This window comes from Nostoc sp., from assembly GCF_036917555.1.
GTDB lineage: Bacteria > Cyanobacteriota > Cyanobacteriia > Cyanobacteriales > Nostocaceae > Nostoc.
Genome location: NZ_JBALDD010000021.1, coordinates 134,194 through 159,379 on the forward strand (window position 1 = coordinate 134,194; position 25,186 = coordinate 159,379).

General features: G+C 42.6%; 23 protein-coding genes, 1 tRNA gene and 1 pseudogene. 7 read left to right on the top strand and 18 right to left on the bottom strand.

Annotated features, from left to right (window positions below; all coding sequences use genetic code 11):
• Positions 1 to 125: 125 nt before the first annotated feature.
• A complete protein-coding gene (locus V7K60_RS07830; protein WP_334818919.1) occupies positions 126 to 719 on the bottom strand; it encodes a MarC family protein in 594 nt (197 codons plus the stop codon).
• Positions 720 to 930: 211 nt separating this feature from the next.
• On the opposite strand from V7K60_RS07830, the gene V7K60_RS07835 reads away from it, so the two are divergent.
• On the top strand, positions 931 to 1,743 hold the full coding sequence (locus V7K60_RS07835; RefSeq protein ID WP_334924345.1) for a carbon-nitrogen hydrolase family protein: 813 nt from the start codon (positions 931 to 933) through the stop codon (positions 1,741 to 1,743).
• A 207-nt stretch (positions 1,744 to 1,950) separates the two neighbouring features.
• On the opposite strand, the gene fba is transcribed toward V7K60_RS07835, so the two are convergent.
• The 6 genes from fba to pdhA all read right to left on the bottom strand — a co-directional run bounded on the left by fba (position 1,951) and on the right by pdhA (position 7,380).
• Positions 1,951 to 3,030, bottom strand: a complete 1,080-nt coding sequence (gene fba / locus V7K60_RS07840; protein ID WP_229485451.1) for a class II fructose-bisphosphate aldolase — start codon at positions 3,028 to 3,030, stop codon at positions 1,951 to 1,953.
• 386 nt (positions 3,031 to 3,416) lie between these two features.
• Positions 3,417 to 4,745 (bottom strand): sensor histidine kinase, encoded by a 1,329-nt coding sequence (locus tag V7K60_RS07845; protein WP_334924346.1) that lies wholly within the window; start codon positions 4,743 to 4,745, stop codon positions 3,417 to 3,419.
• 395 nt (positions 4,746 to 5,140) lie between these two features.
• Positions 5,141 to 5,263 carry a hypothetical protein gene (locus tag V7K60_RS07850; protein ID WP_334924348.1) on the bottom strand — a complete coding sequence of 41 codons (123 nt, stop codon included), beginning with the start codon at positions 5,261 to 5,263 and terminating at the stop codon, positions 5,141 to 5,143.
• 14 nt (positions 5,264 to 5,277) lie between these two features.
• Positions 5,278 to 5,349 (bottom strand) — tRNA-Lys (locus V7K60_RS07855).
• A 61-nt stretch (positions 5,350 to 5,410) separates the two neighbouring features.
• Positions 5,411 to 6,280 (bottom strand): aldose epimerase family protein, encoded by an 870-nt coding sequence (locus V7K60_RS07860; RefSeq protein ID WP_334924350.1) that lies wholly within the window; start codon positions 6,278 to 6,280, stop codon positions 5,411 to 5,413.
• Between the two features lie 65 nt (positions 6,281 to 6,345).
• Positions 6,346 to 7,380: a pyruvate dehydrogenase (acetyl-transferring) E1 component subunit alpha gene (gene pdhA / locus V7K60_RS07865; protein WP_334924352.1), complete on the bottom strand. Its 1,035-nt coding sequence runs from the start codon at positions 7,378 to 7,380 to the stop codon at positions 6,346 to 6,348.
• 765 nt (positions 7,381 to 8,145) lie between these two features.
• Here pdhA and V7K60_RS07870 point away from each other — a divergent pair.
• Positions 8,146 to 10,437 (top strand): IMS domain-containing protein, encoded by a 2,292-nt coding sequence (locus tag V7K60_RS07870; RefSeq protein WP_334924353.1) that lies wholly within the window; start codon positions 8,146 to 8,148, stop codon positions 10,435 to 10,437.
• A 266-nt stretch (positions 10,438 to 10,703) separates the two neighbouring features.
• On the opposite strand, the gene V7K60_RS07875 is transcribed toward V7K60_RS07870, so the two are convergent.
• The 7 genes and pseudogenes from V7K60_RS07875 to V7K60_RS07910 all read right to left on the bottom strand — a co-directional run bounded on the left by V7K60_RS07875 (position 10,704) and on the right by V7K60_RS07910 (position 16,523).
• Positions 10,704 to 11,030: a hypothetical protein gene (locus V7K60_RS07875; RefSeq protein ID WP_334693861.1), complete on the bottom strand. Its 327-nt coding sequence runs from the start codon at positions 11,028 to 11,030 to the stop codon at positions 10,704 to 10,706.
• A gap of 242 nt (positions 11,031 to 11,272) precedes the next feature.
• Positions 11,273 to 12,232: an orange carotenoid-binding protein gene (locus V7K60_RS07880; protein WP_334924355.1), complete on the bottom strand. Its 960-nt coding sequence runs from the start codon at positions 12,230 to 12,232 to the stop codon at positions 11,273 to 11,275.
• Positions 12,233 to 12,441: 209 nt separating this feature from the next.
• Positions 12,442 to 12,905 (bottom strand): annotated as a pseudogene (locus V7K60_RS07890) (tyrosine-type recombinase/integrase).
• Between the two features lie 53 nt (positions 12,906 to 12,958).
• Positions 12,959 to 13,597, bottom strand: coding sequence for a dihydroxyacetone kinase subunit DhaL (gene dhaL / locus V7K60_RS07895; RefSeq protein WP_334924359.1), 639 nt, complete (start codon positions 13,595 to 13,597; stop codon positions 12,959 to 12,961).
• Between the two features lie 24 nt (positions 13,598 to 13,621).
• On the bottom strand, positions 13,622 to 14,698 hold the full coding sequence (gene dhaK / locus V7K60_RS07900; RefSeq protein WP_334924361.1) for a dihydroxyacetone kinase subunit DhaK: 1,077 nt from the start codon (positions 14,696 to 14,698) through the stop codon (positions 13,622 to 13,624).
• A gap of 201 nt (positions 14,699 to 14,899) precedes the next feature.
• Positions 14,900 to 15,775, bottom strand: coding sequence for an MBL fold metallo-hydrolase (locus V7K60_RS07905; RefSeq protein ID WP_334924362.1), 876 nt, complete (start codon positions 15,773 to 15,775; stop codon positions 14,900 to 14,902).
• Positions 15,776 to 15,908: 133 nt separating this feature from the next.
• Entirely contained in the window at positions 15,909 to 16,523 is a 615-nt protein-coding gene (locus V7K60_RS07910; protein WP_334924364.1) for a hypothetical protein, read from the bottom strand.
• Between the two features lie 550 nt (positions 16,524 to 17,073).
• Between V7K60_RS07910 and V7K60_RS35150 the strand changes: the two genes are divergently transcribed.
• Both V7K60_RS35150 and V7K60_RS07915 read left to right on the top strand, forming a co-directional pair.
• Positions 17,074 to 17,331, top strand: a complete 258-nt coding sequence (locus V7K60_RS35150; protein WP_442944349.1) for a beta/gamma crystallin-related protein — start codon at positions 17,074 to 17,076, stop codon at positions 17,329 to 17,331.
• A gap of 227 nt (positions 17,332 to 17,558) precedes the next feature.
• Positions 17,559 to 17,723, top strand: a complete 165-nt coding sequence (locus V7K60_RS07915) for a hypothetical protein (RefSeq protein WP_334924366.1) — start codon at positions 17,559 to 17,561, stop codon at positions 17,721 to 17,723.
• A gap of 280 nt (positions 17,724 to 18,003) precedes the next feature.
• Here V7K60_RS07915 and V7K60_RS07920 read toward each other — a convergent pair whose 3' ends face one another.
• From V7K60_RS07920 to V7K60_RS07935, 4 genes are all read right to left on the bottom strand, one after another.
• Positions 18,004 to 18,216 carry a DUF6887 family protein gene (locus V7K60_RS07920; protein ID WP_442944350.1) on the bottom strand — a complete coding sequence of 71 codons (213 nt, stop codon included), beginning with the start codon at positions 18,214 to 18,216 and terminating at the stop codon, positions 18,004 to 18,006.
• Complete coding sequence (locus V7K60_RS07925) at positions 18,213 to 18,395, bottom strand: DUF6888 family protein (RefSeq protein ID WP_442944351.1); 183 nt, start codon at positions 18,393 to 18,395, stop codon at positions 18,213 to 18,215. Before V7K60_RS07925 ends, V7K60_RS07920 begins: the two co-directional genes overlap by 4 nt.
• Positions 18,396 to 18,575: 180 nt before the next feature.
• Positions 18,576 to 19,532, bottom strand: coding sequence for a heme o synthase (locus V7K60_RS07930; protein WP_334924372.1), 957 nt, complete (start codon positions 19,530 to 19,532; stop codon positions 18,576 to 18,578).
• A gap of 327 nt (positions 19,533 to 19,859) precedes the next feature.
• A complete protein-coding gene (locus V7K60_RS07935; protein ID WP_334924374.1) occupies positions 19,860 to 20,780 on the bottom strand; it encodes a COX15/CtaA family protein in 921 nt (306 codons plus the stop codon).
• Between the two features lie 404 nt (positions 20,781 to 21,184).
• Here V7K60_RS07935 and V7K60_RS07940 point away from each other — a divergent pair, with 404 nt between their 5' ends.
• From V7K60_RS07940 to V7K60_RS07950, 3 genes are all read left to right on the top strand, one after another.
• Complete coding sequence (locus V7K60_RS07940; protein WP_334924376.1) at positions 21,185 to 22,273, top strand: cytochrome c oxidase subunit II; 1,089 nt, start codon at positions 21,185 to 21,187, stop codon at positions 22,271 to 22,273.
• Positions 22,274 to 22,351: 78 nt separating this feature from the next.
• The gene (ctaD, locus tag V7K60_RS07945) at positions 22,352 to 24,088 is read left to right on the top strand and encodes a cytochrome c oxidase subunit I (protein WP_334924378.1); all 1,737 of its coding nucleotides are present in this window, start codon (positions 22,352 to 22,354) and stop codon (positions 24,086 to 24,088) included.
• A gap of 123 nt (positions 24,089 to 24,211) precedes the next feature.
• The gene (locus V7K60_RS07950) at positions 24,212 to 24,838 is read left to right on the top strand and encodes a cytochrome c oxidase subunit 3 (RefSeq protein ID WP_334924380.1); all 627 of its coding nucleotides are present in this window, start codon (positions 24,212 to 24,214) and stop codon (positions 24,836 to 24,838) included.
• Positions 24,839 to 25,186: the final 348 nt, after the last annotated feature.

The following is a 25,186-nucleotide window of genomic DNA, read 5'->3' on the forward strand; positions in this document are numbered from 1 at the left end:
TTATCCATTTTGTTCTAACTTTAAGTTAATTTTCATAAACAAGTTTGAGAGGCACGAATTTGTCGTCTATCAAACTTGTTTACATTTGTATACATTTTCCGATTCCGAATATTTTTAGGAGTTTTCTAGCTCAAAAACAACTCCCTAATTCCTGTACTACCAATTTCCACTGCTAGCGCCGCCAACAGAAAACCCAAAAGTTGAGTCACAATTACTCCACCTTCTGCACCAATCCACTGGTCAATCAGATTTGCTAAACGCAAAATCAACCAAGTGATAAACATTGCGCCTACGATACCCACCGCCACAGCAATATGTGGACTCTGTGATTTTGACATCAGCAACATCACCGTTGTCAAAGTCCCCGGCCCCGCTAGCAGCGGTAAAGCTAGTGGAGTAATTGCGACATCGCGTCCTTCTTCAATAATCGGCTGATCTAATTCTCCCCGCAGCATTTGCAAAGCAATTAACAGCAACAATAGTCCTCCTGCTATTCGCAAAGAGCCGATACTGATTTCCAAGTAATTTAAAATTATTTGCCCTGCAAAGGCAAATAGCAAAAGAACTGCGATCGCAATGATAATTGCTTTATCTATAACTTTGTTTCTTTGGTCTGGCATCATGCCCTTAGTCAAAACTAAAACAATCGGTATATTGCCCACAGCATCCGCCAAGACAAACACAGCGATAAATGTTTGAATGAGAATAGGAATATCCACAGTAGACAGCTTTATATCAAGGTTTGATCACAACCTAATCTTTATCTTGCTCAGTTTGCTAGAACCCAGAGGAAGATTAAGATCAGTAATAAAACCAGTGTGTTAAAGAAAAGCAATGCTGACGCATTTCTAATTAAATTCCACAAATGTTGAAGTAGCGATATATTTTGATAATCTCTTTTCCATAAATCAACTGTTTGTTGTTGAATCTATGAAGTCTTATTTAGCCGCCGCTATTCAATTGACCAGTGTAGCCGATCTACACAAAAATTTGGCACAGGCAGAAGAATTAATAGAGCTTGCCGTGCGTCAAGGTGCTGAATTGGTAGGTTTGCCAGAAAACTTTTCCTATATGGGAGAAGAAAAAGATAAACTCGCACAAGGTGATGCGATCGCTCTTGAAAGTGAAAAATTTCTCAAAAAAATGGCTCAACGCTTTCAAATTACCATCTTGGGCGGCAGCTTTCCAGTTCCGGTAGATAATACAGGCAAAGTTTATAACACAACTCTACTCATCGACCCCAGCGGTCAAGAACTTTCCCGCTACTACAAAGTACACCTATTTGATGTTGATGTCCCCGACGGCAACACCTATCGCGAATCCAGCACAGTTGTGGCTGGTACGCAACTACCCCCCGTCCATTTTTCAGAAAAGCTCGGTAATTTAGGGCTTTCTATTTGTTATGATGTCCGATTCCCAGAACTGTATCGTCATCTGGCAGAAAAGGGAGCCGATGTTATCTTTATTCCCGCCGCTTTTACCGCTTTTACAGGTAAAGACCACTGGCAAGTACTACTACAAGCCAGAGCCATCGAAAATACTGCCTACGTCATTGCTCCCGCCCAAACGGGGAATAACTACGCCCGTCGTCTAACCCACGGTCACGCGGTCATTATCGACCCTTGGGGTGTAATTTTAGCCGATGCTGGAGAAAAACCGGGAATTGCGATCGCAGAAATCAAGCCCACTAGGCTCGAACAAGTCCGGCGTCAAATGCCCTCTTTACAACATCGGGTGTTCTAGGTACTGGGAACTGGAGAAGAAGCAAGGGAGCAGGGAGCAAGGGAGAAAAGTTTTCCCCTCTGCCTCTTTTTAACAGCCAATGCCCAATTCCCAAACCTGAATGAATAAAATAAAAAACCGGGTAAACACCCGGTTTCTGACAACATTAAAACCCTCAGTTTTTGAGGAGCATAGCAGTAATGTCCCCCTATTTATTTGTTGTCAAAATTAAACTTTAGCAGCTGATTTGGTAACAACGTTAAGTTCACCTTTAGCATACTTAGCAGCAAAATCTTCCAAAGAAATTTGCTTAATCTTGCTAGCGTTGCCAGCTGTGCCAAATTGCTGATAGCGTTCAGCACAAACCTTCTGCATATATGTAATAGAAGGCTTGAGGAAGTGACGAGGGTCAAACTCCTCTGGTTTTTTAGCCAAAGCTTCACGTACAGCAGCAGTAATAGCCAAACGGTTGTCGGTGTCGATGTTTACTTTACGTACACCACTCTTGATGCCTTTTTGGATTTCTTCTACAGGTACACCGTAGGTTTCAGGAATTGCACCACCATATTGGTTAATCAGTGCAAGCAAATCTTCAGGTACAGAAGAAGAACCGTGCATTACCAAGTGGGTGTTAGGCAGACGGCGGTGAATTTCTTCAATGCGACTGATAGCCAAAATTTCGCCAGTCGGCTTGCGGGTAAACTTGTAAGCACCGTGACTTGTGCCAATGGCAACAGCTAAAGCATCTACTTGAGTTGCTTCTACGAAGTCAACAGCTTCATCGGGGTCGGTTAGCAATTGGGAATGGTCTAGTGTACCTTCAAACCCGTGACCATCTTCAGCTTCACCAGCACCAGTTTCTAGAGAACCCAAGCAACCAAGTTCACCTTCAACACTGACACCCAGAGCATGAGCTACATTTACAACTTCGCGGGTAACACTAACGTTGTACTCGAAGCTAGCGGGGGTCTTAGCATCAGCTTCTAAAGAACCATCCATCATCACGCTGGTGAAGTTGTTCTTAATTGCTGAGTAGCAGGTAGCAGGTGCATTCCCATGATCTTGGTGCATGACAATGGGAATGTGAGGATAGGTTTCTACCGCTGCCAAAATCAGGTGGCGAAGGAAGTTTTCTCCTGCATAATTACGAGCGCCACGTGAAGCTTGTAAAATTACGGGGCTATCTGTCTCGACAGCAGCCTTCAGGATCGCCTGAATTTGCTCCAAATTGTTAACGTTGAAAGCTGGGATGCCGTAACCGTTTTCGGCTGCGTGATCCAACAGCAGCCGCAGTGGTACAAGCGCCATAGATAGTCCTCCTAATGTGGTTGTCAGCTAGTCTGTGTGAAAGAAGCGTAATAATTACGCTAAATCTTAAGAGTTTTTTCAACTTATAGGAAATTATAACTAGTGTCGTGTGTCTATGTTGAAAAAGTTTACGCCATCGCTCATAAACATGCCCTATACTTCACCTATTCTACTGTATGGTAAGCTACCCTACGTTTAAAGGCTTTGGTAGCTCTGTATCCTAGATTGCTGACTAAAGGTGAGCGCATACGACAGTTGGGAACGCTTTTCTGCCAGACGCTACGCGATCGCATTTCCTAAATGAACGATCAAAGATCGCCTTTTCTAAGTCTTCAAATTCAGTAGACCGAAAAGTTCTGTACTAAAGTAAAATTAGATACCTAAATTTATAAAACATTGTTTATACAGTTATGTAGAATCGGGATCTCAATCACAAACTCGGTTTCCCGATCGGGTATGGAATGGCACTGCAATGAGCCATTATGCTTTTCAGTAACAATCTGGTAGCTAATCGACAACCCCAATCCAGTCCCCTTGCCAACTGGCTTAGTGGTAAAGAATGGGTCAAACAATCGTTCTTGAGCGAATTTTGGGATACCTTGACCGTTATCTACAATCCGAATCTGTACCAAATGTGAATCAAGCATCTTAGTACAAATCAGAATTTGACTGGGCTGTTGCTCAATCTCGCTAAATGTACGCTGTAGGTCTCGTTCTTCAAGGGCATCGATTGCATTACAAATGATATTCATAAATACCTGGTTCAGTTGAGAAGCTTTGCACTCAACCAATGGTAGGTTGCCATAATTTTTAACCACTTTAATTTCCTGGTCAAACTTGCCTTTTAGGCGATGCTGCAAAATCATCAGCGTATTATCAATGCCCTCATGGATGTTGACCTGCTTGATCTCAGCTTCGTCCATACGGGAGAAGTTCCGTAAAGAGTGGACAATCGTTTGAATCCGCACTGCTCCAACTTCCATTGAGGAAAGTAACTTGGGCAAATCTTCTAGCAGGAAATCTAGGTCGATCTCCTCACTTTCATACTGGATTTCCGCCACTGGTCTGGGATAATGCTTTTGATACAACCGCAGCAGTCTTAATAGGTCTTGAGTATAGTCATTGGCAGGCTTGAGGTTGGCATAGATAAAGTTCACTGGGTTATTAATTTCATGCGCTACCCCAGCGACTAACTGCCCTAAACTAGACATTTTCTCATTTTGCACTAGCTGAGTTTGCGTTCGCTTCAGTTCAAGTAAGGTAGTTTCCAACTCAGTTGCTTTTTGACGCAGCTGAACTTCTGACTCTTGCAAAGCTTTTTCGATTTGTTTACGAGTACTGATATCACGAGCAATTTTGGAGACACCAATGATTGTACCTGTCGAATTTTTAATCGGAGAAATTGTCAACGAGATATCAATCAGTGTCCCATCTTTGTGTTGACGCACGGTTTCAAAGTGTTCAACTCGTTCTCCTTGTCTCAATTTCTGAATAATTTGGGCTTCCTCGTTGATCCGATCGGCAGGAAAAAGTATTGTTCCATGTTGACCAAGTACTTCTTTTCCTTTATAGCCAAATATTCTTTCTGCACCAAGATTCCAGCTAACAATCACTCCATCTAAGGTTTTGCTGATAATGGCATCCTCAGAGGACTCCACAATTGCCGCTAGGCGAAACAAAGCTTCTTCAGCTTGCTCGCTTGTCAAATTTTCCATATTAATTTACTTCCTAAATTAATAGATAAAGGGCATAGCCAAATTCTTGACTATTGTGTGTTCCAAATACTCTTTTTTTAGTTTTATAAAAGGAAAAAAGTCAGCTTTACACAACTTTAATTAGTATTCCCTTAAGTATTAAATAATTAACATTTAAGTTTTTATAACTTACGTTTTATACGTATGTACTATATAAAATTTAAGCTTTTGAGCCATATTTAACAGCCAACACTCAAAATTCGCCTGTATCTGTTACTTCCAATTTAAAAGCTCAAATTCAGTTATTTACCTTTAGCCCACACTAAAGTAACCGTAAAATCACTGAAATAGGTGGACAACTTAGTTAATTTCGATTAATCTGTAATCTTTCTTCCATCTTCAGCAAAAAGCGATGTCTACGACGGGCTACGCCTACGCTCATCCAAAAATTTTTTATTCCCCAGAGCGATCGCATTCACAATTTTTTTGATAGCGGTAGAGCTAGCCTCGACTTTTATCCTCAAAGACTTAGCAAGCATTTTTTCCTTGAATATGGGTCGCCCGGGATTCGAACCCGGAACTAATCGGTTAAAAGCCGAGTACTCTACCGTTGAGTTAGCGACCCTTTCGCTGCATTTCGCAACTTTGCAATCATAGCATATATATCTGTAGATTTGTAAAGGAGTTTAGAAAAAATTGGCAGTCAACCTTATAGATGCTGTATGGCTAGCTCCTGGTGCTAACACAGTCAGGTTATCACCAGTATTTAGAGAGTTACGAGTGGCACTCCACGGTTCTAGACAGTAGAATTCTTTGCCTTTGACTGTCCAAAATACCAGGTAGGTAGAGAAATCATCATAATCCAAGGTGAGTTTTAACTTCCGGCTGCGATCTATCGCGGTGGCTGATTGACTCGTTAACTGTTCAAAGGCAAAATCAATTTCATCACGGCTAAAGTCAAAATTGCCGTCAAAAGATTGAATTTCCTTAGTTTGATTATCTTGATACTGCTTAGAAGGAATTTCAAGCTCTAACTGAGTTTTATCACCACACAGAAAGTAGGGATGGAAACCAGCCGAAAAGGGCATTGGTGTAGATGATAAGTTTTTATACTGCTGGCGGACTTCTAGGGTCTTACCTTGAAGTTCGTAAGTGAAAGCCAGTTGAAAATCAAAAGGATAAACAGCCTTGGTTTGCTCATTGCTATTCAGAACTACAGTCAGACTAGCTTGATCTTTAGTTTTTTGTTCTGTTGCTGACCACGGCAATTCACGAGCAAAACCGTGTTGCTTGAGAGTATATTTTTGACCGTTATAAATGTAAGTATTATCTGGTAGATTGCCACAAATAGGAAACAAAATTGGATTTCCACCTCTGACACTCAACTCAGCATGAGTAAAGCGTTCAGTGTCTAAGTAGAAAATTTCTTGCCCTTGAATGCGCCAACGGGTGATGATACCGCCGCGTTCGGGTACGACTTCCAATTGAGAACCAGCGGCTTCATCAGAAAGAATGTAGGTCTTGTACTGTTGCTGTTGAACTGCAATGCTAAACACAAATTTTAGTCCTGGGTAAAGTGGAGTGCTGAGTCCTGAGCAGAATAAAAAGTACTCAGCACTGTTTATTCGTCTTCTGCAAACACGAAACGATATAACTCGCTGGGGTCTGGTTCAGGGCTGCTTTCAGCGAATTTAACTGCCTCGTCAATTACATCCTGAATTTTACGGTCAATAGCTTTGATTTCTCCCTCATCCGCCAGATTTTGCTCCACCAAATAAGCTGCCAACTTCTTAATTGGGTCACGGGCGAACCAAAATTCTTTCTCAGCTTTGCTCCGCATTTCATCTGGGTCAGCCAAGGAGTGACCCCGGAAGCGGTAGGTAAGTGCCTCAATTAATGTTGGTCCCTCACCTGCACGGGCACGGGCTACAGCTTCTTGGGCCACGGCTCGGACTGCTAGTACATCCATGCCATCGACTTCCACGCCCACCATGTTAAATACACTGGCTTTTTTATAAATCTCTGGCTGGGAAGTTGCTCGCTCGTGAGACATCCCAATGGCCCACTTATTATTTTCGACTACAAACAGAATTGGCAGTTTCCATAGGGCTGCCATATTTAGCGTCTCGAAAAATTGACCGTTGTTAGCTGCACCGTCGCCAAAAAAGCAAGCTGTCACTTGGTCAGCATTTTTATCTCCTAGCACTTCGCGGCGGTATTTGGTTTGAAAAGCCGCTCCAGCTGCTACAGGAATTCCCTCAGCTACAAAAGCATAGCCACCCAGCAAGCGATGTTCTGCAGAAAACATGTGCATGGAACCACCGCGCCCTTTGCTGCAACCTGTGGCTTTGCCAAATAATTCTGCCATTACCTCTTTTGCTGGTACACCCGCACTCAGAGCATGAACGTGGTCGCGGTAGGTACTACAAACGAAATCTTCACCCGGTCGCATTGACTGTACAACACCACTGCAAACGGCTTCTTGACCGTTGTACAAATGGACAAAACCAAACATCTTGCCCCTGTAGTACATTTCAGCGCACTTGTCTTCAAACAAGCGTCCTAATACCATGTCCTCATACAACCGTAACCCTTCTTCCTTAGTAATTTGCGTAGTAGCAGGATTAAAAGTGGGTAAAGTACGCTCTTGAACCATTATTTTTGAGTATCCCTGTTGTACAACTTAAAGTTACAGTCTTAAATAAGTTGGTCTGATAACACCTCAGCTTTTAACAGGCTAGCGTTTGTAAGACTCAACAATCAAACTTTATTTATGCACCAAAAAAGGGTCTTAGGGAATAGCTGAATTTTTAATTTTTGATTTATTAACTTTTCAGCTCATACCCCGTGAGGATTTGACTCTAACGGCAATATCTGCCGCTTTAGGTTTTCTCTCTCACTATTCCCCTTCACAGACTAGCAATCAAGATAGACTAGTTTCTGCATATCCATTAACAATTTAAAAAAAAGGAGGCAAAAATCTATAATACCCAAATAGGTAATTGTAATTAAGGGTAAATTATGATATGATTTTTTTTCTAGTTATCAGGGTAAATCGCCAGTAGTGGTATTTTTGTTACTACATAGTGCGAAAATCCCAAAAAAATCAATCATCAATAGATTCTTTCAACCACAACATTTATGCCGTGATTAAAAGCGGTAGTTGTGGTTTGTGGTATCGAAGGCTGATAATAGTCGTGTTAAACAAAAATACTAAGAATTAAAACAAACAATTGAGGCTTTCTAGGCGAAAGCAAAAAATTAGTACTAGAATGTGACTCAAAATTTCGGGAAGGTACAAAACAAGTTGTTGCAATATACACTTGTAGAGTGAGTTCTAGACGGCATTTTTATGGCACGGTTTTACGGCCTGGAACGCTCTAGGTGAATTATGTTGATCACGGTGCAGGGGAAGTAGGCTGTGCGAATTCCGCTAGATTACTACCGAATTTTAGGACTACCGTTAGCGGCAAGTGATGAACAATTGCGACAGGCATACAGCGATCGCATTGTACAATTGCCGCGACGTGAGTATTCTCAGGCAGCAATTTCTTCTCGTAAACAACTCATAGAAGAAGCTTACGTGGTTTTATCAGATCCAAAACAACGCAGTACCTACGATCAGCTTTATCTTGCCCACGCCTATGACCCTGATAACCTTGCTGCTGCCGCAGTAGCACTGGAAAATCGTCCAGAAAGCACCAAAAGGGGTATTGACACCCAGAGTCTGGGTATCGAAATTAACCAAGACGAATTAGTTGGCGCTTTATTAATTTTGCAAGAGTTGGGGGAATACGAACTTGTACTGAAACTAGGTCGTCCGTACCTAGTAAATAAAAATGGTGCTACAAGTGCAAGAAAGAGCAATAATTTAGCAGACGAAGAAATACATGAAAGTGCTGAACATCCAGATGTTGTTCTCACTGTTGCCCTTGCTTGTCTAGAATTAGGTCGCGAACAGTGGCAACAAGGTCACTATGAAAATGCTGCCATATCTCTAGAAACTGGTCAAGAACTACTAGTACGCGAAGGGTTGTTCGCCAGTGTCCAGGCGGAAATTCAGGCTGATCTTTACAAATTGCGACCATATCGAATTTTGGAGTTACTAGCACTACCTCAAGAAAAGACTGCCGAACGAAGCCAAGGTTTGGAATTATTGCAAAACCTCTTGGAAGATCGTGGCGGGATTGATGGCACGAACAATGATGACTCTGGTCTAAATATAGATGACTTTCTGCGATTTATCCAGCAGTTACGCAACCACTTAACAGTCGCCGAGCAGCACAAGTTATTTGAAGCCCAAAGCAAACGTCCTTCTGCTGTTGCCACTTACTTGGCTGTTTATGCCTTGATAGCGCGGGGATTTGCTCAACGGCAACCTGCTTTAATTCGTCAAGCAAGGCAAATGCTCATACGTCTGGGCAAGCGCCAAGATGTACATTTAGAACAGTCTCTATGTGCGTTACTTTTGGGACAAACTGAAGAAGCAACTCGTGTTTTAGAACTTAGTCAGGAGTACGAAGCTTTAGCTTTTATTAGAGAAAAATCTCAAGACTCTCCAGATTTGTTACCGGGGCTGTGTCTATATGCAGAACAGTGGTTGCAACACGAAGTATTTCCCCATTTTCGAGATTTAGCAAACCAGCAAGCTTTTTTAAAAGATTACTTTGCTAACCAACAGGTACAAGCTTATTTAGAAGCACTGCCAACGGATGCAGAAACAACTAATGAGTGGGCTGTAATTAACCCCCAAAATTTTCCCCAGCCGCAGACAAATAATTCGCCTTTACCTAAGAATTCAAATAGGACTCCAAGGCAATTTAACCATAGCAGAACACCAGATCTAGATTTGCCAGACACACCAGAATATTCAAACTTCTCACCATCTATGTGGAATTCATCTGGAAGCGTAAAATCAGAGGTTCCTGCTGCTGAACGGACGAGCAGAGGCACTAAGGAGCATTTGAACGGTTCAGCTAAAAGTGCTACACCTGCTCATAACCAAAAGCGTCGGCGGAGAAAACCTACTCCATCTACTATCCGAGAGCGTGTGCCAGATAATCGTCCTCATTCTCGTCGTCCTCGGCGGCGGCGAACTTTTGCTAACACAATTGAAGGGAAAACACGGCTGGTATGGAGAGTGTTTATTTCTTTGGTGAGTCTATTAGTTTTCTGGGTGTTAGCCACAACAACTTTTGGATGGTTAAAAAATCTGTTTTTTCCTAAACGACCTGCACCTGTTTCACAGTTGTTTGTACAAATAAATCAACCACCAATATCTATTCCTGATCCAAATAGTAAACCACAAGGACTAGATGGCCCTTTAACAGATGCAGCGGCAGAGGAAATCATTCGCACTTGGCTATCTACTAAAGCCGAAGCTTTAGGGCCGAATTATGAGATTAATAATTTAGAGCAGATTTTAACTGGTTCAGCTTTGTCTCAATGGCGGGTGATTGCTCAACAGGCTAGGTCTGACAACCGCTATCGCAAGTACGACCATAGCGTAAAGGTGGAATCTGTAGAGAAAATTGATTTATTTGCAGATCGTGCCGCAGTCGTAGCTAAGGTGAAGGAAGCGACGCAGTTATATGAAAATGGTCAGTATAAAAACTCTTCTAATGAGAATTTGCGAGTTCGGTACGATTTGATTCGAGAACGAGGTAAATGGCGTATTCAGAGTACATCTGTTGTGAATCAGATAATTAGATAAGTTGAAGTTTTTTGGTGATGTCTACGACAGGGTAAGGATGATTCCGCCAATTACTAAACCAATAAGTTGAGAACGGGCTAGTTCTGGGTGTAGTCTTAACAGTAGCCTGGAGCCGATGACATCTCCACGCTGCAAAGTGCAGCTCTCGTTAATTCTGGCAGCGGCATATAGGCACACGCTAAATAAAGCGCGATCGCGCTCAAGAGCAGGTTAATCTGGGGCTGAATGCTTTACTGTCAGTACCATTTGCTAATGACTATAACAGCCTACATCCGTGACAGAACAGCAACCTTGGATAGCTTGTCTTTATCCAGCCCTTGGAGTTCATTCAGATGTAGCCAGCCTTCTTTAACTAATCCAGCAAAGACAAACAGCAGAACCGAGTATTGGTAGTCATACTTACCCTCAATTTCATGCCTTTTAGCACTCAAGAAATCGTGTAACTGCCAGAGTTCACCCAAGTCCACAAGCGTACTTGCCTGCTTTTGAACTTGTTTAAGTAAAGCCTCAATTTCTCGTTCGTAGGCCTTATCAAAGGCAGTTCGAGCTATCTTCTTCTCAATGTCCGTCCATTCAGCTTCACTTGCTTGCATGATTCAACCTGAAATTTCTGCGATAGTTATTTGGTTAAGATTGTTCCGTTTGCCCAGATTAATTGAGCGCTATAGGTTAAGAAAGCGCTCAGTATGAGCATCGGCGATTTACTTGTCTCTTGCGTCTGTTTAGTAGTTCACCAACCCCGAAATAACGCCTGTATGTAAGTTGGATAAAGGGGAAAGGAAATAAATCTTTCCCCCTTTGCCAATAGTTCACTTTCGTTAACGAAAGTGAACTACTAGCGAACTAGGTTCAAAAGTTCTTTGGGAGAAGCTAATAAGTCAATGGCTACGAAAAAGATATTACCTTGCGGGTTGAGCAAGAATCGCCAAGCCATATTCATGCCTACTGCTGCACCAAACCAAGGGGTTTGAACCTTGCCTGTCACTTTCACCTGAGTATAGCCATCGTCTGTAGGTTCAGCGACACCGCGTTCTGGAAGCAAACTCAGGTTCTGGCATTCTTCCCGGAAGAACCGCAAGATCGCATCTTTGCCCACGATCGGTCTCTGGAAGGGAGGCTGCAAAGCACCGTCTGCCACGAACAGTTTGATCAGCTCATCAAAGTCATTTGCATTCAATAGGTTCATGTAACTCAACACGGTTGGGTTGTCGATATCTTGAATGGTGACTTGAGTGCGTTCTTGCATTTGTTTGGGCGCGACCACAGGTTCAGAAATTCTGGTGTAGCCGCCTAGTTTACTTGCATCAAACCCCATGTCCACAACGGAGTTCCGCAACACGGTAATCTGTTGTCCTTGATCCAAGCCTTTGAGAGTTGACAATACAGCATTAGCGTTAGCTGATAGCTTATAGCCAGCTGGAATTGGCGCGACAATTCCTTGCTCCATCCATTCTCCAAGCTGATTCCAGAAACCTAACTTAATATTAGGCGACCAAGTAGCATAGGTACGGCAAATGGTTGTATCTGCATGGTTTGCCAGATCGCACATCACCTGAGTTTGCTCAGGAAATGTCATTTGCTTGATTTGCTTCAGGGTTCCTTCTGCAAACTGCATACTGGCTGCGCCAGGAGCCGCAACCGTCACGGTCTTACCCATCTCCAAGAAAGCGAACCATGTCCATGCAAGTTGATCTTCGGCGCTAAGTTGGTTGAATCGAGCAGTTAGAGCTGGCACGGCATCAGCCGACAGTGTATTGGGGAAAATGCCACGAGCGGATTCGATAGTAATTGCCATACAGAGGATTACCTCACTAAGTTTTTAACTGACACAATGTGGAGCAAGACACATAGCTTACAGTTCTGCTCCTCAATCAAAATATCACAAATATTTACAAAATTTAAAATATGTTTACATAAACTAGTGCAACTTACTTCCGTTGTCAGCTGTTATACCGCGTCGGGAATCGCGCCAGTTAGAGTTGATTCTTTAATTCGCTTGGAATGTTACAAATCGCCCCAATCAAAATTTAGGAACCGCCCAGCATTCAGCTTGGTATATTTTTCAGTGTGTTTGATATCGCGGTGTCCCAGAAAGTCTTGAATTTCTCTAGTGTTATAACCCTGATTCACCAGATAGTAACCGCAAGCATGCGCATCATGTGACAGTGAACTTTGATATCAAGCCCTGCCTGCGCTGCCAGTCGCCCAATCAGTTTTCGCGCTGCATCAGTAGACATTACCTCACCGCGCTCGGAAACGAAAATGTATTTGCTATCAGGTAGCATCTCTCTAAGTTCTTTAAGCAAAACCAATTCATCATCTCTCAAGGGATGCACCCCAGAGTCACTGCCCTTTTCCCTGGTGATGAAAATCTGACGTTCGGCCCACATCAGTGCATCCCAGCGCAAACCGCATTTAGATCCTACAGCTTCTCCTACCCTCAGACCGTGGCGAAACATGATCAGCATCAGTGTATAATCACGATGAGAATAACGAGCTTTGCGTTATAGTACAGCCAGCGTTATTCCCCAGAACTTTCCAACACCCCTAACAAACTCTTCAACATCAAATAAGCAGAAGTCCCTCCTGGATCTGGATGTCCGATACTCCGTTCTCCCAGGTAGCTAGCTCGTCCCTTTCTCGCCTGCATCGGTATAGTTTCTTGCAACCCCCTTTGGGCTGCTACTACAGCCTGTTGCATAGCTTCCACCGTCCCCTTACTTTCTTCTACAGCTTGCCCAAAAGCGGCTACAGATGGAGACAGTACATCCACCATCGTTTTGTCTCCTAGTTGCGCTTTACCACGTTGCAGCACGCCGTCTAATCCTGCTTGAAGCATTCCTAAAACATTTTGGTCTGTTAATTCTTCCTTACCAACTACTGCTGTACTGGCTCGCAAAAACCAAGTGCCATAAAGGGGGCCACTAGCACCGCCAATAGAAGAAATTAAAGTCATACTCACAGCTTTAAGAATGCTGCTGATGTCCTTGTCTATAAGAGTTGATAACTGAGCGCTTACTTTTTTGAAGCCACGATCCATATTGATCCCGTGGTCAGCATCTCCGATCGCAGCATCTAATTCTGTCAAATATGCTTTATTCTGCTCTATCTCGGTTGCATAAGCCTGCAACCATTGTAATATCTGCGCTTGAGTCACCATATCAACATAATTCGTAATTCATAATTATGAAATTCCCCAACGCCAACTTGGCGTTTTTACTGGTGCATCCCATAGCCGGATCATCTCATCATCTAATTTCAACAAGGTAATAGAGCAACCTTGCATTTCTAGAGATGTGATGTAAGGGCCTATCAAGTTTCGCACAATTTGCAATTCTTGCTGTTCGCAGATTTGGGCGAGTTTGCGATAAACAATATACAGCTCAGAAATCGGAGTTCCACCCATACTATTGACAAAAGCTAATAAGCGATCGCCTTTGGCAAATGGTAGACTTGTTAACTCTACATCTACCCATTCTCCTTTATCTTCATCCCACTCTCGTAGTGTGCGGCTGTATGCTGCATCCTCAATAAGCGATCGCGTCAAAATTTCGGTAATCTCATCTACTGATTTGATAGCTGTACGTTCTGTTCCTGGCTCACCGTGGATACCGATACCTAATTCAATTTCGCGATCGCTCAATTCAAATGTCGGCGTTCCATTCGCGGGCACTGTACAAGATGTTAGAGCAATTCCCATACTCCGCCCATTCAGATTTACTCGGCGACACAAATTTGCTATCTGTGGCAAATCATACCCAGCCTCAGCCGCCGCACCACAAATTTTTTCTGCCAGTATTGTTGTTCCCACACCTCGGCGTCCTTGGGTATAAAGGCTATCTTTCACTGCTACATCGTCATCAATCAAAATATTTAGCGATCGAATGCCTTCACTACGGGCTAACTCCGTTGCCATCTCAAAGTTCATCACATCGCCACTGTAATTTTTGACGATATAAAGGATACCAGAGCCTCCATCTACTTGCTTGGCTGCTTCTAGCATTTGGTCAGGAGTCGGTGAAGTGAAAACCTCACCAGGACAAGCTGCATCCAGCATTCCTTTACCCACGAAGCCAGCGTGCATTGGTTCATGTCCACTGCCACCACCTGAAATAATTGCTACTTTACCCGGAATAGGTGCATTGGCTCGATAGACAAAGCCGGGATTGTAGTTCAGTTTCATTAAATCGGAATGAGCCGCCGCCATACCTTCTAGACTTTCTTGCACAAAGTCTTCCGGCTTGTTAATCAGCTTTTTCATAATCCGTGTTTGCTTAAAAGGTTGCTAAAACCCAGGTTATAGCGATCGCTGGTTTGTATGCAATACAGTCTGACCTCTCTAAATCTCTCTCCTTTTAGGAGAGAGATTTAGAATTTTCCCCCTTCCCGCCACGGGTTGGGGGTTGGGGGGTTAGGTTTTCGTGGGTTTTGCCATATAATCTCATAATTATGAATTATTTGGTCAATTCAAAGATTCCATCAACTCAATACACTTGTGCATCTGCTGGTGCATGGTTTCCCGATCAGCATGAAACCTTCGTCCATGACCTGGTAGCACCCACTCAAAAGAGTAATTAGCCAAGTTACGCATTGATTTAGTTTGTTCTGACCAAGAATACCAGCAAGCACCGTGGAATGCAGTCAGTTGGTGCAAGCTTTCTGACCAAGCGAGATGATCGCCAGTGAAGAGGAACTTATTTTTGTAGAGTAGGACGGTTTGTCCTTTGGTGTGACCGGGAACTGGGATAATTAATAAATCTGGAGTCAAAGTGAATGGTTCGGAACCAGTTAGCTGTATTTCTACATTGCGAGTATCAGCAGTAATATCATCAGTGTGGAGAATGCGATCGCACTGAAAATGCTCGGCAAACTTTTGATGATCTGCCACATCATCCTTATGAGTTAGGTACATATAACAAATTGGCCCCAGTTTTTCCAACCGCTTGACTAAAGGCGGCGTAAACCGGGGAGAATCCACTAAAATATTACCTTCTGGAAGTTTAATTAAATAGCTAGCAGCACCGTAAGATTTTTCAGAATGATAGCCGCAGTAGTAAACATTTTCCGCTACTAATATTGGAAACTGTTGTTGAGCAACTTTGATATCTTTTGGCTTTTCAACTGTGCCAATAGAACTAGTAGGACAAGCTAAAAGTGCTTCAAGTGCTGCTAATCTTTCAGCCTCATTCGTTGGTTGATGATAAACAGCCGACTGTTCATCTACATCATAAAATACTTCAGGAGCCATCCAGCGACAGGTATCACAATCAATACAGGTACTATCTACATAAAAATCGCCGTTGACATTTTGGGGACGACGCTGATTTAAATGAGCCATATTAATCCTTTTGCTTCCAGGCGCTTACTGGGGAGCGATAAACTTTATATCACTACGTTAGCAAAAGTAACTTGAGACTGTAGCCGCCACTAGTGAGAGCTTTTGAGTATGCTTTGAGGATGAATGTGATATTTTAGTTGGCTTTGCCTTTTGTTGACCAAATGGCTATTGTGATTACAAGGGCAAAAGCAAAAAGATTGGAAGGTTCGGGCACAGATTTGAAACCATCATAAAAGAAACCTGTTACAAGAGGTCCATACTTTTGAGAATCAATAGGAGTTAAATCTGGACTGGTAATAAATTGAATTGTGAAACGCTTTCCATTCGAGATTGTTCCTCCTGTTAAATCTAGTCTAGGGACAAGAGCACCTGCAAAAGCTAAATCAGGAGCAATAGCAATATTTGAAAAAATGTTAGATATGCCGATTTTACCATCTTTATTTACATCTCCCCAGAATACATCATCTGTGACTAAATCAAATTGTGTTAACAATAATAGGGATAATTTATTTATTGTGTACCCTGTATCATTTAACAAATTCTCTTGATTCCCAGCATCAGGAGCATTACTTCCGAAGATATCTTTCAATGGTTGAAAATTTGCTCCCAGTATTTCTCCATTAGGAAAGTTTTTATTAGGTGTAGTAATAATTGGCTCTACCAATATAGCAGAATAAGCTGGAGTAGACAAAAGAAAAAGACTTCCTAAAAAACCTGAACTTAATATTGATATATTTGTAAATTTCATAAGTTTCCTTCCAAAAGTATTTAGAATCTATTAGAATCCTAAGTGGCTGATACTGCTCATTTTATATTTGTATTTATTTTTTCTTATAAAGAATATTAAATATTACCTTTTTGTACTATTTTACAATAATTATTTAATATTAATATTTAATCTAGAAATCTATTGTATTTTAATCTGCATCGCCACGTTGTTAGTTACTAAAATTTTATTATGATATTTTTATAAAAATGTTTAATTTTATACTAAATGATATATTTATTTTTAGCATTTTAAGGGGATAAAATAAACAGGTTGTCATAAAAATATTTATCTTTTAAAACAAATATTAAAAAAATATAATTTAAAGTAAAAATACTAGTTTTTGCTTTAAATTATACTGAAAGTAGTTCTCCAAGCTACCAATTCAAATCTGGAGTTTAATCTATTATGAATCAGCAAGCTTTAACAAGTTTTAACTGTGATGCAGTGAAGGACATTAGTGATGAAGTAGGTGCTACCTATAGTGGTGGACTAGCTAGCATACACTGGAAGTGGTGACCCAGACGTATTTTTGTTTCAGGATAATGGATTTGCTGGAAAGGGATTAAGTGTTAATGCAACTACAGGTGATGGTCTTAGTGATTTGAGAATCTATGGCTTCAACGATAAAACCTCATCGATTTCAATTATAAGAGGGCGATGGACGTTTTACAGAGATATAAACTTCAATGGTCCATTAGTTACTCTCACCAGAGGAAGGTACTCTTCTCCAGGAGCAGCACACATTCCAAATGATACAGTGTCTTCTTTACTACGTGTAGCTCCTTAGAGGATGTTTGAAAAGTCTTGTTGTCGGTATCAAAAGTTTTAGATCCCCCTAAATTCCCCGATAAATTGGGGGACTTTGATTCCGGTTTCCCCATTTTTAAGGGGGGTTAGGGGGGATCAACAAGATGGCTAAAATTATAGCCAACCACTTTTCAAACATCCTCTTAAACTGAAGGATTTGTGTTTACAAAACCATCTGTCTTCAAGTAAAAACTTTTGAGTAGTTAAATGTTCTCATTCCGAACCTTCCTGCTTATAGGAAGGTTCGGTTTCAATTCTGGTAAAATTGGCACACTTAACGCCATACTGAGAGAAGTTGCTGCTTATGGTGGTTTAACTCGTGACGAATTACTTGCATTGCTTTTTGCATACCTATTAAATATCGATAAATAGGTAAGTGTAATTAATAGACCTCTTACATAAATGTTTAAATTGTCATGTTAAGCGGAGCGAAACAGATGGTGAAATTCTTCTCTCCACGGCGCTCTGCTCAGAATGACATTCCTGATTTTTTGACTTTTGCAAGAGGTCTAATGTTTAATAAATTTACTTATGCCTGAAAGTTTACTTACGATCGCAAATTCGCCAAACTTTAATTATTATGTATATTTTTTAATTTCTAGAAATGCGATCGCGGCCCTTTACCAAACGCGATCACTTGACTAGTTAAAGCTTATACTCGACCTTCACCATCTTTAACAATTTTATCAATAAACTCAGGATAATTATCAAAGTCATCGATTGAATTCAAAGGTGGCATTGTTACCCAATTTCCTTCTGTCTTTGACTTATCCATGTAAGCATAGAAAGCTTCATTATCGTCTTGATGAGCCAGCACATAGACTCGTAATTCTTTGAGGCTCATTTCATTAAAATTTGGTTTCATATTTTAAATGGACATTTACCATCACGCTGAATCGCTATCTCAGTTTCTTCACCAGCTATGATGACTATTTCGCCTGTGCGTTCATCTAAACGTACTAGATAAACAGGTCGATACATCATAGTTAATCTTCGGCAAACAAGAAAGCACTGTAGAGTTTGTTCTGCTGTCGGAATAATCAGTAGTCCTCAATATGTTGTATTTATCAGTCTAAAACTTTAGAAGTAGCGTAACAAGTGTGATGCCTAGGGCGGGCTATGACGCTCGCGGACTTGCTACTGCTACGCTATCGGCGTCGCATCTTTGAGAAACCGGGTTTTTCCCAAACCCGATTTCTTTTGGCTTAAATCCCCAGCTAAGAATTAGCCGATTATGAGATGCAGCTGGTTGCTCACCACACTAATTAGATTATGGGTAACGGGAAGACTATCAACTACCATCCCCAGACACAACAGCATCATGTAGGAGATGGAAAACAGAAACAACTCTTTAGCTACAGCGCGATCCTCTGGATTTTGCAACAAACACCAAGATTTGTGGATAAATAATCCTCCCAGAATTACAGCGATCGCACCATAAAGAATTCCACTTGCACCCAAAGGATAAACCAATAACACGGTTGCAAATACTGTCACCAGCGTATAGTACCAAATCTGCTTCACCGTTGCCGTATCACCTTCAATCACAGGTAGCATTGGTATACCCACCTTTGCGTAATCGTCCCGAATCATCAGAGCTAAAGCCCAGAAATGGGGTGGTGTCCACAAAAAGATGATGGCAAAAATTAACCATGCTGACCAGCTTAAAGTGCCTGTGACAGCAGCCCAACCTACTAACGCCGGAATTGCCCCAGCCGCACCACCAACAACAATATTCTGGGTGGTGTGGCGTTTTAGCCAGTGGGTATAGACCAAAATATAAAAGACGATACCAGAGAAAGCTAGCAGGGCAGCTAACAGATTGGCAAATACTGCCAGGAGTGTAAAGGAAATCGTGGCCAGTGCGATCGCAAAAATTAGAGCATCGCGCGGCTGCACCTTACCCGAAGGTATCGGACGATGGCGCGTCCGCTCCATGTCATAATCAATATCCCGGTCATAGACACAGTTAATTGTCTGGGCACTTGCAGCAGCCAAAGTGCCACCGGTGAGAGTTACTAGCAACAGCAATGGGTCTACTTCTCCCTTAGCAGCAATCCACATACTCCCAGCCGTGGTAATCAAAAGCAACGGAATAATCCGAGGCTTCGTTAGCTGGTAGTAACTTTGAATTACCTGGAAAAATGTTTCGTGGTGGCGAGAGACATTAGTCTCAATCATTTTGGCTCTGGTTCCTTATTTTTCAACAACTTACAGCAGAATTCAGGAGTCAGAATTCAGAAGTAAAACAGGTTTTATACCTGGCTTTGAGACTTAGCTTGTGTACAACACTTTCCTTGAAATCTGCTGTATATGCAGCCCTCACTCAAGCTGGCTCTTTCAGGCAAATGAAAACACAGACGTATCATTCAGTGCTGAGTGCTGAGTTAAGAGTAGAGACGCGATTAATCGCGTCTGTACAAGAGTTAGGAGTTAGGAGTTCTTTTCCTGCTCCCTCATCTCCTCCACTCCCTCTCTACTCAGCACGGGCTAAACGCCCCGCTACTGCTAACGTGACTCACTTAGTGCTGAGTCACGTAGTGATAAAACTGTGAAAACCACCAAAGTACCCAGCAAAGTAGCTCCTATAGCTTGGTGAGAGACGGTGAGAGGCTCGACTTGGAGATGTAATTTGAAGGTGGCGAATCCCAACAAGATTTGTAATGTCAACAACCCACCAGCCATATTTGCCAGTCGCCGTAAGGCTGGATGTAGTGCTGGTGTCCGCCAACAGATAAATACCATTGCCAAGGTTGCCACTGTTGGCGGCACCAAACCAGCAATATGACTGTACATTACAGTACAAAGTTGAGAACCGCCGAGGCATTGGTGTAGCGCCCAGCGAGAGCCTACCAAAGCACCTAACAAACTTTGCAGGTAAACTAGAACAGCAGCAGTTAAACCGACCCAAGGCAACTTACCAACGGTTCCATTCCCCTGATAGGGTGTGAGTGCTGTACCAATAATCAGCAGGGTGGTAAAAAATAACAGCGCCGTTCCTAAATGGGCGGTAACGATATCAAACCGCAACAGTTCGGTAACGGTGAGTCCCCCTAAGATACCTTGGAAGACGATTAGAAACAGGGCAAATGTAGATGCCCAAGGCAGCCAAGAGGGTAAAAAACGACGACGCCACCAGGATAAACCGAAAAGTGCGATCGCGCTTACACCAATTAAAGCCGCATCCAATCTGTGAAACCACTCCAAAAACACTTGGAGATTCATTTGCTTGGCTGGCACGAGTTCGCCATAGCATAAGGGCCAGTCTGGGCAAGCAAGTCCAGCATTCATGACGCGGGTGGCACTGCCTATGGCCATCAAAATTAAGGTGGCTATGCACATTTTCCACACCAAGCGCCGAATCATTTCCTTGGGCTTTTGCTGCTGAAGCGCCGCTTCATTTTGTTGTTGTAGGACAAATTCGCTCATGAACGATACCTTCTGCCCGCTCTTGGTGGATCTCTTAAAATTTTCAATTTTCTTTTAGTGTCCCATCTCCACCCTAGCGTATAGGCTATGGGTTTATAGATTAGCACTCACTTATACTTTGAATCACTCCAGCAAAGTTTTGCCTGAAGCTTTAGGTATTTTTCAAGATGTCAAAAATTGATTAATCACAATTAATTTAAGCATTATAAATTTTTCCTTAAATTTTTTCACTGATTTGCATCTATTTTTGGCGTTGTATGATAATAAACTCCTACTCAAAATTAATGAAATAGCCAAAAAAATTAATAAAAATTTCAGACCTTTGTCCCCGATGTCTGACAGCCTAGACTACCTTAGTAAGTGAGTAGCTTCGAGATAACATAGTAAATTCAATTAAGTAAGCCGTGAAGATTCCAAGTTCCATCTGGACATTACTCATTGGCATCGTGCTAACGCTAGCCAGCTTTTGGTACGGTCAAAATCACGGTCTGTTGCCAGCAGCCGCCACTGATGAAGCCGTCTTGGTGGATGGTCTGTTCAACGCGATGATGATCGTTTCTACAGGTATATTCCTGCTCGTCGAAGGTGTTTTAATTTACTCTGCATTTAAATACCGTCGGCGTGCAGGTGACAATGAAGACGGCCCACCAGTTGAGGGCAATGTACCTTTAGAAATTCTCTGGACGGCGATCCCAGCAATTATCGTTATCGGTATTTCCGTTTACAGCTTTGATGTCTACAACGAAATCGGTGGCTTTGATCCCCATGCTATTCATGAAGCACCGATGAATCAGGAGTCAATGAAAATGCCAGGTCATGGGAGTGCAATGGCTGCAACTTTAAACGATACTCCTCCCAGTACTGAACCGAACCTCAATCAAGAAAAATCTGATGAGGCAATGCAAGATCCAGCTACAGCAGAAGTCCGTAATGCTGACCAAATTCCCCAACTGCGGAATGCCCCAGGTGTAGGTATTGTTGCTCCGACAATTGGGGGAACTCCTGATAAAGCTGGTAAACCAGCAGAATTACAAGTCAACGTCACTGGTCTACAATATGCCTGGATTTTCACTTATCCTGAAACTGGTATAACTACAGGTGAAATGCACGTTCCCATCGGGCGAGAAGTGGAAATCAGTATGACCGCCAACGATGTCATTCATGCCTTCTGGGTGCCAGAGTTCCGCCTGAAACAAGATGCTATTCCTGGTAGGCAAAGCGAGATTCGCTTCACTCCCAAAAAAGCAGGAGATTATACCCTAATATGTGCTGAACTTTGTGGCCCCTACCACGGTGCAATGAGAGCGCCAGTAGTTGTTGAGCCACAAGAAGCCTTTGACAAATGGATGCAAGAACAGCTAGTTGCCAGCAAAGAAACACTAAATCAAGCCATTGCTGTTAACCCTGCCGATCTATCCCCCAATGAATTTCTTGCTCCTTACACCAAGGACATGGGAATTAAACCAGAAATCCTCCATCAAGTTCACCATTAATTAATAGTCCATCTTAAAAGTGCAATAACTCAGCACTACTTCGGCTCCGCTCAGTACAAGTCAGCACTCAGCACTCTTATGACACAAGCTCAGTTGCAAGAAACTGCCAATATCCCCGCCCTTAGTGAGGAGCCAGGGATCAGAAAATGGCAAGACTACTTTGGCTTCAACACCGACCATAAGGTGATTGGGATTCAATACCTAGTCACTACGTTCATTTTCTACTGCATTGGTGGCGTGATGGCTGACTTGGTTCGTACAGAACTGCGAACCCCAGAAGTCGATTTTGTCACCCCTGAAGTCTACAACAGCTTATTTACGCTGCACGCCACGATCATGATTTTCTTGTGGATTGTGCCAGCTGGTGCGGGTTTTGCTAACTTCCTCATTCCCTTGATGATTGGGGCAAAGGATATGGCGTTTCCGCGCTTGAATGCTGTTGCCTTTTGGATGATTCCCCCTGCGGGTTTATTGTTGATCACCAGTTTAGTGGTAGGCGATGCACCGGATGCGGGTTGGACTTCCTACCCTCCCCTGAGCTTGGTAACAGGTCAAGTAGGTGAGGGAATTTGGATTATGAGCGTCCTCCTACTAGGTACGTCATCGATTTTAGGGGCAATCAATTTCCTCGTCACATTGCTCAAGATGCGTATCCCTGGTATGGGGGTTCACCAAATGCCCTTGTTTTGCTGGGCGATGTTTGCTACCTCGGCATTGACTTTGGTATCTACACCAGTGTTAGCAGCAGGTCTAATTCTGCTTTCCTTTGACTTAATTGCCGGGACAACATTTTTTAACCCAACTGGCGGTGGCGACCCAGTGGTATACCAGCACATGTTCTGGTTTTACTCCCACCCAGCGGTTTACATCATGATTTTGCCCTTCTTTGGTGCAATTTCAGAAATTATCCCGGTGCATTCCCGCAAGCCGGTTTTTGGCTATAAAGCGATCGCTTATTCGTCTCTTGCCATTAGCTTTTTGGGGCTAATTGTTTGGGCGCACCACATGTTTACCAGCGGTATCCCCGGTTGGTTGCGAATGTTTTTTATGATCACCACGATGATCATTGCCGTACCCACAGGAATTAAAATTTTCAGCTGGTTAGCAACCATGTGGGGTGGAAAAATCCGGCTTAACAGTGCCATGCTGTTCGCTATTGGCTTTGTTGGCACCTTTGTAATTGGTGGGATCAGTGGCGTGATGTTGGCAGCAGTGCCCTTTGATATTCACGTTCACGACACCTATTTTGTGGTGGCACACTTGCACTACGTGCTATTTGGTGGTAGTGTTCTCGGCATTTATGCGGCGATTTACCATTGGTTCCCGAAAATGACGGGACGGATGGTGAACGAATTTTGGGGCAAGGTTCACTTTGCCTTAACAATAGTGGGTCTAAATATGACCTTCTTACCAATGCACAAGCTGGGATTAATGGGCATGAACCGCCGTATCGCCCAGTATGACCCCAAATTTACCTTTCTCAACGAAATCTGCACCTATGGCGCTTACATACTAGCAGTTTCGACATTCCCCTTCATCATTAATGCGATTTGGAGTTGGTTGTATGGTGAGAAAGCTGCCAATAATCCTTGGAGGGCACTTACCTTAGAGTGGATGACGACATCACCGCCAGCGATCGAGAATTTCGATCAAACCCCAGTACTGGCTACAGGCCCCTACGACTACGGTTTGGAAAATGCTAATGAAGGTGTACCTTTATCCGATCCCAATCCCGTCTTATCTGGTGGGCCAAACTCAGTATTAAGAGCAGAACCCGACCCAGCGGTTGCCGCCAATCCCGAAGACCGTAAATAGAGTTAGGAGTTATGAGTTATGAATGATGAGTTATGACTTTAATAAAGTTGTTAGTTCAAAATTTTTAACTCCTAACTTTTAACTCCTAACTTTTAACTCCCCATTCCCCACTTATCAAAATTCATGCAAAGTCAAACTATTGACCCAGCTAAAACCGAACTGAATCATCACCACGCGGCGGAAGCGTCCGTCGGTCATCATGAAGAACATCCAGACCATCGCTTGTTTGGGCTAATTGTCTTTCTGATTGCTGAAGGGATGATTTTTATGGGACTGTTCGGAGCCTACTTGGCTTTCCGTGCTACCTTACCTGCATGGCCGCCAGCAGGTACGCCAGAATTAGAACTATTGCTACCTGGAGTTAACACCATCAATCTAATTTCTAGTAGTTTTGTCATGCACAATGCCGACACTGCGATTAAAAAGAACGATGCGCGGGGTGCGCAAATCTGGTTAGCAATTACCGCTGCAATGGGTGCTATCTTTTTGGTGGGTCAAGTATATGAATATACCCATTTAGAATTTGGTTTAACTACCAATTTATTTGCCAGTGCATTTTACGTTTTGACTGGTTTCCACGGATTGCACGTCACTATCGGCGTTTTGGCAATTGTTGCTGTGTTGTGGCGATCGCGCGTTCCGGGTCACTACAGTAACGAAAAGCACTTTGGTATTGAAGCAGCCGAAATCTACTGGCACTTCGTTGACGTAATTTGGATTATTTTGTTCGGATTACTGTATCTACTGTGAGTATTAATTAATTAGTTGTTCAATCCACGCGGACAACTTAATAAGCCCCCACTAGGGGGCTTTTTTTATTAACAGAATAAAAATATCAGTGAAAAAGATTGTAGAGACGTAGTACTGCTACATCTTTACAAGGGTTAGGATAACGCATATTTATCGTTTACATAAAAAAGTTAAATAAAATGTATATCAAAACAAGCGTAGACTATTCCCACCATTACTTTCACTAGATGCAACTGAGTTATTGCAAGTGATATATATGCGAGTAAAGTCAAAGGTGGGAAAAGTCGGAAAAGTAGGATGTTTTGAAGAAAGTATTGAATAACCACTTAATATACTGTAAATTGATAT

Coding starts and splice junctions, on each gene's coding strand:
- V7K60_RS07835 (WP_334924345.1), top strand. CDS start 931: ATGAAGTCTTATTTAGCCGCCGCTATTCAATTGACCAGTGTAGCCGAT.
- fba (WP_229485451.1), bottom strand. CDS start 3,030: ATGGCGCTTGTACCACTGCGGCTGCTGTTGGATCACGCAGCCGAAAAC.
- V7K60_RS07845 (WP_334924346.1), bottom strand. CDS start 4,745: ATGGAAAATTTGACAAGCGAGCAAGCTGAAGAAGCTTTGTTTCGCCTA.
- V7K60_RS07850 (WP_334924348.1), bottom strand. CDS start 5,263: ATGCTTGCTAAGTCTTTGAGGATAAAAGTCGAGGCTAGCTCTACCGCT.
- pdhA (WP_334924352.1), bottom strand. CDS start 7,380: ATGGTTCAAGAGCGTACTTTACCCACTTTTAATCCTGCTACTACGCAA.
- V7K60_RS07875 (WP_334693861.1), bottom strand. CDS start 11,030: ATGCAAGCAAGTGAAGCTGAATGGACGGACATTGAGAAGAAGATAGCT.
- V7K60_RS07880 (WP_334924355.1), bottom strand. CDS start 12,232: ATGGCAATTACTATCGAATCCGCTCGTGGCATTTTCCCCAATACACTG.
- dhaL (WP_334924359.1), bottom strand. CDS start 13,597: ATGGTGACTCAAGCGCAGATATTACAATGGTTGCAGGCTTATGCAACC.
- dhaK (WP_334924361.1), bottom strand. CDS start 14,698: ATGAAAAAGCTGATTAACAAGCCGGAAGACTTTGTGCAAGAAAGTCTA.
- V7K60_RS07905 (WP_334924362.1), bottom strand. CDS start 15,775: ATGGCTCATTTAAATCAGCGTCGTCCCCAAAATGTCAACGGCGATTTT.
- V7K60_RS07910 (WP_334924364.1), bottom strand. CDS start 16,523: ATGAAATTTACAAATATATCAATATTAAGTTCAGGTTTTTTAGGAAGT.
- V7K60_RS07915 (WP_334924366.1), top strand. CDS start 17,559: ATGTTCTCATTCCGAACCTTCCTGCTTATAGGAAGGTTCGGTTTCAAT.
- V7K60_RS07920 (WP_442944350.1), bottom strand. CDS start 18,216: ATGAAACCAAATTTTAATGAAATGAGCCTCAAAGAATTACGAGTCTAT.
- V7K60_RS07930 (WP_334924372.1), bottom strand. CDS start 19,532: ATGATTGAGACTAATGTCTCTCGCCACCACGAAACATTTTTCCAGGTA.
- V7K60_RS07935 (WP_334924374.1), bottom strand. CDS start 20,780: ATGAGCGAATTTGTCCTACAACAACAAAATGAAGCGGCGCTTCAGCAG.
- ctaD (WP_334924378.1), top strand. CDS start 22,352: ATGACACAAGCTCAGTTGCAAGAAACTGCCAATATCCCCGCCCTTAGT.
- V7K60_RS07950 (WP_334924380.1), top strand. CDS start 24,212: ATGCAAAGTCAAACTATTGACCCAGCTAAAACCGAACTGAATCATCAC.